This window comes from Pseudomonas guariconensis (genome assembly GCF_040822035.1).
In the GTDB taxonomy this organism is placed as follows: Bacteria; Pseudomonadota; Gammaproteobacteria; order Pseudomonadales; family Pseudomonadaceae; genus Aquipseudomonas; species Aquipseudomonas guariconensis.
Map to the genome: position 1 here is coordinate 5,219,854 of NZ_CP162012.1, position 13,193 is coordinate 5,233,046.

Consider the following 13,193-nt stretch of genomic DNA (forward strand, 5'->3'; position numbering starts at 1 on the left):
CGTATGACAAAAACATGACAATGCAGTGACGCAAAAAAGCCCGCCGCTCAGGAATCCTGGCTTCGGACGAGGAATTCGTGGAGGAGGCCGGCGTTCGGCGCCGGCCTCTTCCTCAGTTACTTACTTCTTTGCAACGTTACCGGCGTGGGACAAACCCAGGTCAGCCAGGGTCTTGTCGACCACTTTGGCCGGCAGCGGGATGTAGCCGTCCTTCACCACGACCTGCTGGCCCGCCTGGGACAGGACCAGTTTCACGAACTCAGCTTCCAACGGGGCCAGAGGCTTGTTCGGGGCCTTGTTGACGTAGACGTACAAGAAGCGCGACAGCGGGTAGGTACCGTTCAGGGCGTTGGCTTCGTTGTCCTCGACGAAGGCGCCGCCTTCTTTCTTGGCCAGAGGCACGGTCTTGACGCTGGCGGTCTTGTAGCCGATGCCCGAGTAGCCGATGCCGTTCAGCGAGCTGCTGATCGACTGCACGACCGAAGCCGAGCCTGGCTGCTCGTTGACGTTAGGCTTGAAGTCGCCTTTGCACAGTGCTTCTTCCTTGAAGTAGCCGTAGGTGCCGGATACCGAGTTGCGGCCGAACAGCTGGATCGGCTTGTTGGCCAGATCGCCGGTCACGCCCACATCACCCCACGTCTTGACGTCGGCTTTGCCGCCACACAGACGGGTCGAGGAGAAGATGGCATCGACCTGAGCCATGGTCAGGCCCTTGATCGGGTTGTCCTTGTGGACGAAGACTGCCAGGGCGTCGACGGCGACCGGAATGGCGGTCGGCTTGTAGCCGTACTTCTGCTCGAAGGCCTGCAGCTCGACGTCCTTCATCTTGCGGCTCATCGGGCCGAGGTTGGCGGTGCCTTCAGTCAGCGCGGGTGGCGCAGTGGAGGAGCCGGCAGCCTGGATCTGGATGTTTACGTTCGGGTATTCCTTCTTGTAGGCCTCGGCCCACAGAGTCATGAGGTTCGCCAGGGTATCGGAACCGACGCTGGAGAGGTTGCCCGATACGCCAGTGGTCTTGGTGTAGGTCGGGATTGCAGGATCGACGGCGGCAACCGCATTGGCGGTAGCGACGCCAGCGGCGGCGAACGTGAGGGCCGCCATCAAACGCTTCAGTTTCATGCCTAACTCCTAGCAGGAATATTTGGGGTGTGAGATGGATCGGGCCCAAGTATCTGCAGGCCGCATGAACACTCTATGACTTGAATGTGACAATTGGATGAAAGGCCATCACGGTCGCCCGGGATGGCCTTTACAGGATGTTGCGGCACTGCAGGATAAACATCGCCATGCCGTCTTCGCGGATACGACCGCCCTCGGTCAGCGCTTGGTCGCGAGCAGGTAGACACCCACCACCAGACCCACGGCGCACAGGCAAGACACGTAATAGGCAGGTGCCATGGGGCTGAACTTGAGCAGCGCGGTGACCACCATTGGCGTCAGGCCGCCGAAGATGGCGTAGGCCAGGTTGTAGGAGAACGAGAGCCCACTGAAACGCACCACCGGCGGGAAGGCCTTGACCATCACATAAGGCACCGCACCGACGATGCCGACGAACAGACCGGTCAACGCGTACAGCGGGAACAGTAGGTCCGGTCGCGTCGGCAGGCTGTGGTAGAAGGCCCAGGACGATGCCAGCAGCGCCAGGCTGCCGACGATGAACACACGCCCGGCGCCGAAACGATCGGCCAGGCTGCCGGCACCCACACAGCCAATGCTGAGCAGGACGATAGCCAGACTGTTGGCCTTCAGCGAGTCGGTGGGGCTGATGTGATAGAGGCTTTGCAGCAGCGCCGGGGTCATGAAGATCACCACCACGATGCCCGCCGACAACAGCCAGGTCAGCAGCATCGACAAAATGATCGCACCACGATGATCACGCAGCACCGCACGCAGCGGCAGCTCTTCGGCCAAGGCCTTTCGCTGCTGCATCTCGGCAAATACCGGCGTCTCGTGCAGCCAGCGGCGTAGGTACACCGCGAACAGGCCGAACACGCCCCCGAGCAGGAACGGAATGCGCCAGGCGTAGTCCGCCACTTCGTCGGCGCTGTAGACCGTATTGATCAAGGTTGCCACGAGCGAGCCGAGCAGAATGCCTGACGTCAGGCCCGCCGTGAGCGTGCCGCAGGCATAACCGGTATTGCGCGCCGGCACATGCTCGGAGACGAACACCCAGGCGCCCGGAACCTCGCCACCGATGGCCGCACCTTGCACGACACGCATCAAGAGCAGCAGGACCGGGGCCCACAGGCCGATCTGCGCGTAGGTTGGCAGCAGGCCCATGACCAAGGTCGGCAAGGCCATCATGAAGATGCTCAGCGTGAACATCTTCTTGCGACCGAGCAGGTCGCCGAAGTGGGCCATGATGATGCCGCCCAAAGGCCGCGCCAGGTAGCCGGCCGCGAAGATGCCGAAAGTCTGCATCAGACGCAGCCACTCGGGCATGTCGGCGGGGAAGAACAACTTGCCGACTACCGTGGCAAAGAACACGAAGATGATGAAGTCGTAGAATTCCAGTGCTCCACCAAGGGCGGACAGTGAAAGGGTCTTGTAGTCACTGCGGGTCAGCGGCCGCGAGGGCTGCTCGATACTGCTCGGCACGGAGGTCATGGGTTGTTCTCTTATTGGTCTGCAGGCCGTTTGTCACGCGGCTTCTGGGTCAGTGACCCGCGAAGATAACAAATTGCCGCACCCGCCTCATAGCGGTACAAAATCCATACAGATATTCACGAATGCGCGGTCGTCGCTGGCTGTGCAGGTCTATATACTGACCGCTCGTAGGAAAAGGTTGAGCAACACGTGGGATGCTGTGCGAAAACGCCGGTCAATGTTGCAGGCGGTTTCGCAGAGTCTCCCTTTGGCCGCCCATCGAAGCGAAATCAGCGTAGTATGTTTCAAGCTGAATCGTTTTCCCGGCGACCGTCATTTGCGCCAACCAACGAAAGCGTCACGGGTCCGAGGCCCCACCGCATGATTGAGCTCGAACAAGAAGATCCTATCCCACAGGGCGACCTTGCCCTTCAGATCACTGCCCTACCCCGTGAAACCAACGGTTTCGGCGATATCTTCGGCGGCTGGCTGGTCGCCCAGATGGACCTGGCCGGCACCGCCATGGCCAGCCGCGTCGCCGGTGGCCGCGTTGCCACCGTGGCGATCGACCGCATGGCTTTCCTGGTCCCGGTGGCCGTGGGCGCGCAGCTTTCCTTTTACACCCAGACCCTGGAAATCGGCCGTAGCTCCATCCAGATGATGGTGGAAGTGTGGAGCGACGACCCGCTTTCCAGCGAATGGCGCAAGGTCACCGAAGCTGTGTTCGTTTTCGTCGCCATCGACGGCAGTGGCCGTACCCGTTCCGTCCCTCGTCGCTGAGCCAGGGGCGCGGTAAACTCGTTGCAAGGCATGAGGTCCAAGGCCTGATATGCATCACGACGAGACGAGCGCATGGCTACTTTCCAGGTCGAAACGGAACAACACGGCGAACTCAACTGCTGGCGCATCACCAGCAATCATGCCGAACTGCTGATCGCCCAACAGGGCGCCCAGGTCTTGAGCTACCAACGACTGGGTGAGCCCCCATTGCTGTGGTTGAGCGACCAAGCCATCTTCCGCCAGGGCAAGTCCGTGCGCGCCGGAGTGCCGGTGTGCTGGCCCTGGTTCGGCAATCTGCAGCGCAACCCCCAGGCCGTGCAGGCCATGTACCAAGGCGAACAGGCACCTGCCCATGGATTGGCGCGCACCCGTGACTGGCAGCTGCTGGGCATCGAGGAGGCCGCAGAAGGCCTTCGCATCGAGTTCAGCCTACCGGAAGCGCTGGGCGACCTGCCAGGCTGGCCTCATGAGGTCGAGCTCAAGCTGCTGATCGAAATGGGCACGCAATTGAAGCTGACCTTGAGCAGCTTCAACCAAGGTAATGACAACGTCACCATCAGCCAGGCCCTGCACAGCTACTTTGCGGTCAGCGATGTACGACAGGCTCGGGTCGAGGGCGTGGAGAACCTTGGTTACATCGAAACCCTGGCCGACTGGGAACTGCGCCAGCAGCACAGCGCCCTGGGCTTTGCCGGCGAGACCGACCGCATCTACCTGCAGACACCTGATCTGCTGAAGATCGTCGACCCGCAATGGAACCGCCGCATCACTTTGCATGCTACGGGCTCACGCTCGGCGGTGATCTGGAACCCATGGACCGATCGCGCCCGGGAGCTGGCGGACATGGCCGATGATGGCTGGCAGCGAATGCTGTGCATCGAAACAGCGAATGTGTGGGACGATGTGGTAAACCTGGCCCCAGGGGCGAGTCATTCGCTGAGCGTTACGATCACCAGCGAAGCACTCTGACCAGACCCGCTCCCACTGGGTTCTCACATAACCTGTGGGAGCGGCTCGGAAAAGACCGAATCAGAGGTCGGCGTCCTCTACCACCCTCACCTTCCCTGCCTCCAGCGCATAGGCCGCATCGGCCAGGTCGTTGCTGACCTTCTCCACCTTCAAGGTGCCACTGACCCACAGCGGCGTGTAGATGTCGTCGATTTTCATGCCTTTGGGATAACGCACCAGCACCAGCTGGTTGGGTGGCGGCGGCGGCACGTGGATACAGGCGCCGGGATACGGCACGAGGAAGAACAAGGTGCTGTTGCCCTTGGCGTCGCTTTCCAGCGGTACCGGATAACCGCCCAGGCGGATCTGTTTGCCATTCATGGCGGCCACCGTCTTGGTGGAGTACATCACCGCCGGCAGACCCTTGGCCTGCTTGAGCCCACCCTTTTCGGTGAAGGTGCCCATGGCTTCAGGAGAGTCGTGGTCGATTTCAGGCATCTGCTCGAGCGCCTTCTGGTCCGACTTTGGCATCAGCTCCAGCCAGTCGGTTTCGGGCAGCTCGGCATGGGCCAGTGCACTGGCCAGCAGTAGGGGAACAAGGAAAAACGCACGCATGAAAATGCTCGGCAACTCAGTCAATTGCCGAGCATTCTAAACCAGTCACCCGCGTTTCTTGATGAATCCGTAGATCACCAGAAGGATGATGGCACCCACCAGGGCGCCAAAGAAACCTGCGGCCTGCCCCGCCTGGTAGATACCCAGCGCCTGCCCGCCATAAGTCGCGGCAAGGGACCCGGCGATACCGAGAAGAATGGTCATGATCCAGCCCATGCTGTCGTCCCCTGGTTTCAGAAAACGGGCCAGCAGGCCGACGATCAGGCCGATGAAAATGGTTCCAATGATACCCATGGCAATCCCTCTGCTTTGAAGATGGAACAAGCCAAAGCCTAGACAGCACTTTGGCTTGTTGCCATTTCAGAGGGCCTGCGCAGGACAGAGGTTCAATCAGCCGGCAATCAACGCTTCGACTTCGGCGATCTTGGCCTTGAGAGTGGCCATGTCGGCGCAGCGCAGGGTGGCGTGACCAACCTTGCGGCCGGCCTTGAAGGCTTTGCCGTAGTGGTGCAGGTGGCAGTCGTCGATGGCCACGACCTTATCCACAGCCGGCACTTCACCGATGAAGTTGAGCATGGCGCTCTCGCCGACCTTGGCGGTCGAGCCCAGCGGCAAGCCGGCCACGGCGCGCAGATGGTTCTCGAACTGGCTGCACTCGGCCCCTTCGATGGTCCAGTGCCCGGAGTTGTGGACCCGCGGGGCGATTTCGTTGGCCTTCAGGCCACCGTCGACCTCGAAGAACTCGAAAGCCATCACACCCACGTAGTCCAGCTTCTGCAGCACGCGACCCACGTAGTCTTCGGCCAGCGCCTGCAGCGGATGCGCATCGCTTGCGACCGACAGGCGCAGGATGCCGCTCTCATGGGTGTTATGCACCAGCGGGTAGAAGCGGGTTTCGCCATCGCGGCCACGCACGGCCACCAGCGACACTTCACCGGTGAACGGCACGAAGCCTTCGAGCAGACATGGGACGCTGCCCAGCTCGGCGAAGGTGCCGACCACATCCTCGGCACTGCGCAGGACCTTCTGGCCCTTGCCGTCATAGCCCAGGGTGCGGGTCTTGAGGACTGCCGGCAGACCGATGCTGGCCACCGCCGCGTCCAGGTCTTCCTGGGACAGGATGTCGGCGAACGCCGGCGTCGGGATGCCCAGATCGCGGAACATGCTCTTTTCGAACAGACGGTCACGGGCGATGCGCAGGGCTTCGGCACTTGGATAGACCGGAACGAACTGCGAGAGGAAGGCCACGGTTTCGGCCGGAACGCTTTCGAACTCGAACGTCACCAGGTCGACTTCGTCAGCCAGCTGACGCAGGTGATCCTGATCGCCGTAGTCGGCGCGCAGGTGCTCACCCAAGGCAGCCGCGCAGGCGTCCGGGGCCGGGTCGAGGAAAGCGAAGTTCATGCCCAGCGGAGTACCCGCCAAGGCCAGCATGCGGCCGAGCTGGCCACCACCGATTACACCGATCTTCATGTTGATAGCCTCAGGCCTGGCGCGGGTCCGGATTGTCCAGGACGGTTTCGGTCTGCTCCGTGCGGAACTGCTTGAGTGCCGCGTGATACTGCGGGTACTTGGCACCCAGGATGCTCGCCGAGAGCAGCGCCGCGTTGATGGCACCGGCCTTGCCGATGGCCAGGGTGGCGACAGGTACGCCTGCGGGCATCTGCACGATCGACAGCAGCGAGTCGACACCCGAGAGCATCGAGGACTGCACCGGCACGCCCAGCACCGGCAGGTGGGTCTTGGCGGCGCACATGCCCGGCAGGTGGGCAGCACCGCCAGCACCGGCGATGATCACCTCGATGCCGCGGCCTTCGGCCTCTTCGGCATACTGGAACAGCAGATCCGGCGTACGGTGGGCGGAAACCACCTTCACCTCGTAGGGAATGCCGAGTTTTTCCAGCATATCGGCGGTGTGGCTAAGGGTGGACCAATCGGACTTGGAGCCCATGATCACGCCAACCAGTGCACTCATCGTCGAGCCTCTTCGCTTGTGCGCCCTTGGGCGCGTCAAAAAACAACAAGCCACGCGGGACGACCGGCGTGGCTTGTTTGCTGATCATGGCCGGATCGTTCCGGCCTGGGGGCCGCGAAGTATAACGTAACGCGAGGCCATCCAGGCACCCCCGGCGACCAACTGTCGGCCTTATTTTTCGGGGCTTTGGCTGACTTTCGGGTCAACAGATGCAGTCGTCGTGCCACCCTCCAGCTTGCGCCAGAGCAGACGCACGTTGGCCTTGCGGACCAAGGCGCAGCGATAGAGGCGAATTTCCAACGGCACGTGCCATTGGCTGCCTCCACAGATCGCCAGTTCGCCACGCTCCAGCTCGCCGCGCATCGACAGCCGCGGCACCCAGGCGATACCCATACCTTCAAGGGCCATGCTCTTGAGACTGTCGGCCATGGCGGTTTCATAGACAGTGGTATAGCGCAGGTTGCGCTGACGCAGCAGCAAGTTGACCGATCGACCGAGGAAAGCCCCAGCGCTGTAAGCCAGCAGCGGCACGCTGCTCTCGCCTTCAAGGTCGAACAACGGCTTGCCGTCGGCGCCCACGGCGCATACCGGCAGCATCTCGGTAGTGCCCATGTGCAGCGAGGGGAAGATTTCGGCATCCATCTGCAAGGCCGCATCCGGGTCATAGAACGCCAGCATCAGGTCGCAACCACCTTCACGCAACGCATGCACGGCATCGCCCACGTTGGTGGCCACCAGACGGGTGGCGATGTTCAGGCCGTCGTTGCGCAACTGGGCCACCCAGCGTGGGAAGAAGCCCGATGCCAGCGAGTGTGCGGCAGCCACTTGGACCACTTCACCCTGGCCGCCTTCGAGATGATGCAAATGGCGCAGAACTTCGCTCAATTGGTCGACAACCGTGCGCGCCGTGACGAGAAACAACTGCCCGGCCTCGGTCAGCTCGATCGGTGTACGGGAACGATTCACCAAGGTCAGCCCCAGCGCCGCTTCCAGGCTGCGGATACGCCGACTGAAGGCCGGCTGGGTGACGAAACGACGCTCCGCCGCCTGGGAAAAACTACGGGTGGCGGCCAGGGCGCTGAAGTCTTCCAGCCACTTGCTTTCGAGGTTCATGAAGCGGTCTCCCAGCGCGCACCAAAATGGAACACGCTCGTTTGTCAATTGGCGTCACATGAATCGGTATGCCGTTTGTGCATAGGTTAGCGTGCAACAGCATTGGCCGCAAAATCCGGGCAGGCCTAGGATTGGCGGCATTCCGGCAGGTGCCGGGTTTAAATCGAGATGATATCCGTCATGTCCTCCGCTGCATCGTTCCGCGTCGAAAAAGACCTGCTTGGTACCCTTGAAGTCCCTGCCGATGCCTACTACGGCATCCAGACTCTGCGCGCTGCCAACAACTTCCACCTCTCCGGTGTTCCGCTGTCGCACTACCCGAAGCTGGTCGTGGCCCTGGCCATGGTCAAGCAGGCCGCTGCCGACGCCAACCGTGAGCTGGGCCACCTGAGCGATGCCAAGCACGCTGCCATCAGCGAGGCCTGCGCCCGTCTGATCCGCGGCGAGTTCCACGACCAGTTCGTTGTGGACATGATCCAAGGTGGTGCAGGTACCTCCACCAACATGAACGCCAACGAAGTCATCGCCAACGTCGCGCTGGAGGTCATGGGCCACCAGAAGGGTGAGTACCAGTACCTGCACCCGAACAACGACGTGAACATGGCGCAGTCGACCAACGACGCCTACCCGACCGCGATCCGCCTGGGTCTGCTGCTGGGTCATGACGCCCTGCTGGCCAGCCTCGACAGCCTGATCCAGGCGTTCGCGGCCAAAGGCAAGGAATTCGACCACGTACTGAAGATGGGCCGTACCCAGCTGCAGGACGCCGTGCCGATGACCCTTGGCCAGGAATTCCGCGCCTTCGCCACCACCATGACCGAAGACCTGCAGCGCCTGCGCTCGCTGGCTCCGGAGCTGCTGACCGAAATCAACCTGGGCGGTACCGCCATCGGCACCGGCATCAACGCCGACCCTGGCTACCAGGCCCTGGCCGTGCAGCGCCTGGCGACCATCAGCGGCCAGCCGCTGGTCCCGGCTGCCGACCTGATCGAAGCCACCTCCGACATGGGCGCCTTCGTGCTGTTCTCCGGCATGCTCAAGCGCACCGCGGTCAAGCTGTCGAAAATCTGTAACGACCTGCGCCTGCTGTCCAGCGGCCCGCGCACCGGCATCAACGAGATCAACCTGCCGGCACGCCAGCCAGGCAGCTCGATCATGCCAGGCAAGGTCAACCCGGTTATTCCGGAAGCCGTCAACCAGGTGGCCTTCGCCATCATGGGCAACGACCTGGCCCTGACCGTCGCCGCCGAAGGTGGCCAGCTGCAGCTGAACGTCATGGAACCGCTGATCGCCTACAAGATCTTCGACTCCATCCGCCTGCTCCAGCGCGCCATGGACATGCTGCGCGAGCACTGCATCGTCGGCATCACCGCCAACGAACAGCGCTGCCGTGAACTGGTCGAGCACTCGATCGGCCTGGTCACTGCCCTGAACCCGTACATCGGCTACGAAAACGCCACCCGTATCGCCCGCGTCGCCCTGGAAACCGGCCGCGGTGTTCTGGAACTGGTGCGCGAAGAGAAGCTGCTGGACGACGCGATGCTCGACGACATCCTGCGTCCGGAAAACATGATCGCTCCACGTCTGGTTCCGCTGAAGGCGTAACCAGACCGCTGTAAAACGTCTCACCAGGTCGAGGGACTAGACACCTCTCAACCTTTCAAGGGCCCGAGCGCACGCTACGGGCCCTTTTTTTATGCGCGCGGCCACCAAGGCCGTAGTGGACTGCAAAGCAGCGCCACATGGCCGTCCGGCACACAACTTGCTCCATAATGCTTCCCAGCCCCACGGGATACCGAGCATGCTGCACAGCCACCTGACCACCCTCAACGCAGTTTCGCTGATTCTCAAGGTCTTCCAGGAAGAAGGCTGCGATGCCGAGCGCCTGCTTTGCGGCAGCGGCATTGGCGCGGCGGATCTGGGCCATGCCGATGCCCGCATCACCACCCAGCAAGAACTGCAGGTATGCGCCAATGCCGTAGCCCTGCGCGAGGAAATCGGCCTGGAGCTGGGGCGGCGCATGCACGTGTCATGCTACGGGATGCTCGGTTACGCCCTGCTCTCCAGTGCCACTTTGGGTGACGCCCTGCGCTTGGCGCTGCGCTATCCCGCACTGCTGGGCACAGCCTTTCACTTGCGCCTGGAGGACGACGGCCAGCGGATCTGGTTCAGCGCCAGCGATTACCAGGACAGCCCTGCGCTGGCGGCCTTCAATGCCGAATTCTGCCTGGTGTCGCTGAAAGTCATCTGTGACGACCTGCTGGGGCGCCCACTGCCGCTGCTCGCGGCGCGCTTCGAGCATCCACGGCCGGGTTACCACGCGCTCTATGCCGATGCATTCCCGTGCCCCCTGGGCTTCGAGGCCAACGACAATGCCTTTGCCTTCGAACGCCGCTGGCTGGACATGCCCCTGCCCCTGGCTGACCCCATCACCCACAAGGCCATGGCCGAGCGTTGCCGCCAGCTGAACCTTGAGTTCACCGGGCGCCAGGCGTGGCTGGGGCGCATCCGCCAGCTGCTGATCAAGCAACTCGATGCCGCCCCCGGACTCGAAGGTCTGGCGCGCCAGATGAACTGCTCCTCGCGCACCTTGCGCCGGCACCTGCAAGCCCTGGGCTGCAGCTATCAGCAATTGCTCGACGAGCTGCGCTTCGAGCGGGCCAAGCAGTTGCTGGCCGAGGATCAGATGCCAATCTACCGCATCGCCGAGACGCTCGGCTTCAGCGAGACCGCGAGCTTTCGCCATGCCTTCCAGCGCTGGAGCGGCGTTGCACCGAGTCATTTTCGCGGCTGATCGGTGCCGGGCTTTTCGCGGGTAAACCCGCTCCTAAGGTATTTGTGCTGAATTCAAAATCAGCGGGAGGCCTGCGGGAGCGGATTTACCCGCGAACATTCCCCCACACCGGACACTGTCTTTGGCCACATCGATCCCCTTTTGGCCGTTTGCAACGTTCTCCCGCCACTCGCCGACTCACACAATGAGGCCACGCCAGTAAACCCGGAGAATAAAAATGCTGACGATCTATTCTGATGATCACCGCCTGCACCACGGCCGCTGCGAGCTGATCGACGGCAAGCTGATGCCCTGCTTCGAGATGCCTTCGCGCGCTGACCACGTCCTGGAGCAAGTCAAGAAGCGCAACCTGGGTCCGGTCGAAGGGCCACGTGATTTCGGCCGCGCGCCCTTGCTGCGGGTGCATGGCGCCGACTACCTGGACTTCTTCGAAGGGGCCTGGGCGCGCTGGTCACAGCTGGGCCAGGAAGGAGACCTGCTGCCCTTCACCTGGCCAGCCCGCACCCTGCGTAAGGTCAAACCGACTGGCCTGCATGGTGAGCTTGGCTACTACAGCTTCGATGCCGGCGCGCCGATCACCGCCGGTACCTGGCAAGCCGCCTACAGTGCAGCCCAGGTTGCCCTCACTGCCCAGGCCGCGATCCAGCAAGGCGCCCATTCGGCATTCGCCCTGTGCCGTCCACCAGGGCACCATGCCGCGGCCGAAGTGATGGGGGGCTACTGCTACCTCAACAACGCCGCCATCGCAGCCCAGGCCTTCCTTGACCAAGGCCACCGCAAGGTCGCCATCCTCGATGTCGACTACCACCACGGCAATGGCACCCAGGACATCTTCTACCAGCGCGGCGATGTGTTCTTCGCCTCGATCCACGGCGACCCGCAGGACGAGTTTCCGTTCTTCCTCGGCTATGCCGACGAAACCGGCGAAGGTGCAGGCGAAGGCTGCAATATCAATTACCCGCTGCCCGCCGGCAGTGACTGGGCCGCCTGGAGCGCTGCCCTGGAGGACGCCTGCCAGCGTATCGCCGCCTACGCGCCGGACGTGGTGGTGGTGTCCCTGGGCGTGGATACCTTCAAGGACGATCCGATCTCCCAGTTCAAGCTGGACAGCCCAGACTACCTGGAGATGGGCAAGCGTATCGGCCAGCTCGGCAAGCCGACCTTGTTCGTGATGGAAGGTGGCTACGCTGTGGAAGAAATCGGTATCAACGCAGTCAACGTGCTGGAAGGCTTCCAGCATGCCCAGCCAGGAGCCCGGTAATGGTCCGACTCAAGCGTCTGCTCGCCCCGTTCATCGCTGCCACCCTGTTCACCGGAGCCCTTCAGGCCCAGGCCGAACAGCGCACCCTGCGCGTGTACAACTGGTTCGACTACATCACGCCGCAGACCTTGACGGACTTCCAGAAGGACAGCGGCGTCAAGCTGATCTACGACATCTTCGACACCAACGAAGCCCTGGAAGCCAAGCTGCTCACCGGCAACTCCGGCTACGACGTGGTGGTGCCGTCCAACGTGTTCCTCGCCAAGCAGATCGAAGCCGGTGTGTTCCAGCCTCTGGACCGATCCAAGCTCCCCAACTGGCAGCACCTGGATCCGGCGCTGATGAAGCTGATCGAGGCCAACGATCCGGGCAACAAGTTCGCCGTGCCGTACATGTATGGCACCGTGCTGATCGGCTTCAACCCGGACAAGGTCAAGGCGGTGCTCGGCGACAAGGCGCCCGTGGACAGCTGGGATCTGATCTTCAAGGAAGAGAACATCGCCAAGCTCAAGCAGTGCGGCGTCGCCCTGCTCGATTCACCGTCGGAGATCCTGCCCTTGGCGCTGCAATACCTGGGGCTGCTACCGAACAGCGAGAAGCCGGCCGACTACAAGAAAGCCGAGGATCTGATGCTGAAGATCCGCCCGCACATCACCTACTTCCATTCCTCGAAGTACATGGCTGACATCGCCAACGGCGATATCTGCGTGGCGGTGGGGTATTCGGGTAGCTTCTCCCAGGCCGCCAACCGCGCGCGCGACGCCAAGAATGGCGTGGTGGTGGACATGCGCCTGCCCAAGGAAGGTGCACCGATCTGGTTCGACATGCTGGCGATTCCCAAGAATGCCGCCAATCCTGAGGATGCACACAGGTTCATCAACTACCTGTTGCGCCCTGAAGTGATCGCGCCGATCAGTGACTTCGTTGGCTACCCCAACCCCAACAAGGACGCCACCGACAAAGTCAGCCCGGCGATCCGCAACAACCCCAACCTGTACCCGACCGCCGAAGCGATGGCCAAGCTGTATACCCTCAAGCCACTGCCACGCGAGGCCGAACGGGCGCGCACCCGGGCCTGGACACGCATCAAGTCCGGGACTTGAGTTTGATGCTTCGCGGTT

At 62.3% G+C, this 13,193-nt stretch carries 13 protein-coding genes; 6 read left to right on the forward strand and 7 right to left on the reverse strand.

Annotated features, from left to right (window positions below; genetic code table 11):
- Positions 1–120 precede the first annotated feature (120 nt).
- Positions 121–1,119, reverse strand: coding sequence for a phosphate ABC transporter substrate-binding protein PstS (locus AB1N67_RS24290; protein WP_043209935.1), 999 nt, complete (start codon positions 1,117–1,119; stop codon positions 121–123).
- 198 nt (positions 1,120–1,317) lie between these two features.
- Positions 1,318–2,607: an MFS transporter gene (locus AB1N67_RS24295; protein WP_367863453.1), complete on the reverse strand. Its 1,290-nt coding sequence runs from the start codon at positions 2,605–2,607 to the stop codon at positions 1,318–1,320.
- A gap of 360 nt (positions 2,608–2,967) precedes the next feature.
- On the opposite strand from AB1N67_RS24295, the gene AB1N67_RS24300 reads away from it, so the two are divergent.
- Positions 2,968–3,366: an acyl-CoA thioesterase gene (locus AB1N67_RS24300; RefSeq protein ID WP_003253317.1), complete on the forward strand. Its 399-nt coding sequence runs from the start codon at positions 2,968–2,970 to the stop codon at positions 3,364–3,366.
- Positions 3,367–3,438: 72 nt separating this feature from the next.
- Positions 3,439–4,335 carry a D-hexose-6-phosphate mutarotase gene (locus AB1N67_RS24305; protein ID WP_102081156.1) on the forward strand — a complete coding sequence of 299 codons (897 nt, stop codon included), beginning with the start codon at positions 3,439–3,441 and terminating at the stop codon, positions 4,333–4,335.
- 60 nt (positions 4,336–4,395) lie between these two features.
- On the opposite strand, the gene AB1N67_RS24310 is transcribed toward AB1N67_RS24305, so the two are convergent.
- The 5 genes from AB1N67_RS24310 to AB1N67_RS24330 all read right to left on the reverse strand — a co-directional run bounded on the left by AB1N67_RS24310 (position 4,396) and on the right by AB1N67_RS24330 (position 8,017).
- Entirely contained in the window at positions 4,396–4,929 is a 534-nt protein-coding gene (locus tag AB1N67_RS24310) for a DUF3299 domain-containing protein (RefSeq protein WP_167358079.1), read from the reverse strand.
- 45 nt (positions 4,930–4,974) lie between these two features.
- Complete coding sequence (locus AB1N67_RS24315; protein ID WP_043209941.1) at positions 4,975–5,223, reverse strand: GlsB/YeaQ/YmgE family stress response membrane protein; 249 nt, start codon at positions 5,221–5,223, stop codon at positions 4,975–4,977.
- Positions 5,224–5,319: 96 nt separating this feature from the next.
- Entirely contained in the window at positions 5,320–6,402 is a 1,083-nt protein-coding gene (locus tag AB1N67_RS24320) for a 5-(carboxyamino)imidazole ribonucleotide synthase (protein WP_070572184.1), read from the reverse strand.
- Between the two features lie 10 nt (positions 6,403–6,412).
- Positions 6,413–6,904, reverse strand: coding sequence for a 5-(carboxyamino)imidazole ribonucleotide mutase (gene purE / locus AB1N67_RS24325; RefSeq protein WP_043209945.1), 492 nt, complete (start codon positions 6,902–6,904; stop codon positions 6,413–6,415).
- Positions 6,905–7,075: 171 nt separating this feature from the next.
- Entirely contained in the window at positions 7,076–8,017 is a 942-nt protein-coding gene (locus AB1N67_RS24330) for a LysR substrate-binding domain-containing protein (RefSeq protein WP_090344176.1), read from the reverse strand.
- A gap of 180 nt (positions 8,018–8,197) precedes the next feature.
- On the opposite strand from AB1N67_RS24330, the gene aspA reads away from it, so the two are divergent.
- The 4 genes from aspA to AB1N67_RS24350 all read left to right on the forward strand — a co-directional run bounded on the left by aspA (position 8,198) and on the right by AB1N67_RS24350 (position 13,175).
- Positions 8,198–9,622: an aspartate ammonia-lyase gene (gene aspA / locus AB1N67_RS24335; RefSeq protein WP_043209948.1), complete on the forward strand. Its 1,425-nt coding sequence runs from the start codon at positions 8,198–8,200 to the stop codon at positions 9,620–9,622.
- A gap of 196 nt (positions 9,623–9,818) precedes the next feature.
- Positions 9,819–10,811, forward strand: coding sequence for an AraC family transcriptional regulator (locus tag AB1N67_RS24340; protein ID WP_102081157.1), 993 nt, complete (start codon positions 9,819–9,821; stop codon positions 10,809–10,811).
- Between the two features lie 217 nt (positions 10,812–11,028).
- Positions 11,029–12,072 (forward strand): histone deacetylase family protein, encoded by a 1,044-nt coding sequence (locus tag AB1N67_RS24345; protein ID WP_090344171.1) that lies wholly within the window; start codon positions 11,029–11,031, stop codon positions 12,070–12,072.
- Positions 12,072–13,175: a polyamine ABC transporter substrate-binding protein gene (locus AB1N67_RS24350; RefSeq protein WP_367863454.1), complete on the forward strand. Its 1,104-nt coding sequence runs from the start codon at positions 12,072–12,074 to the stop codon at positions 13,173–13,175. Before AB1N67_RS24345 ends, AB1N67_RS24350 begins: the two co-directional genes overlap by 1 nt.
- Positions 13,176–13,193: the final 18 nt, after the last annotated feature.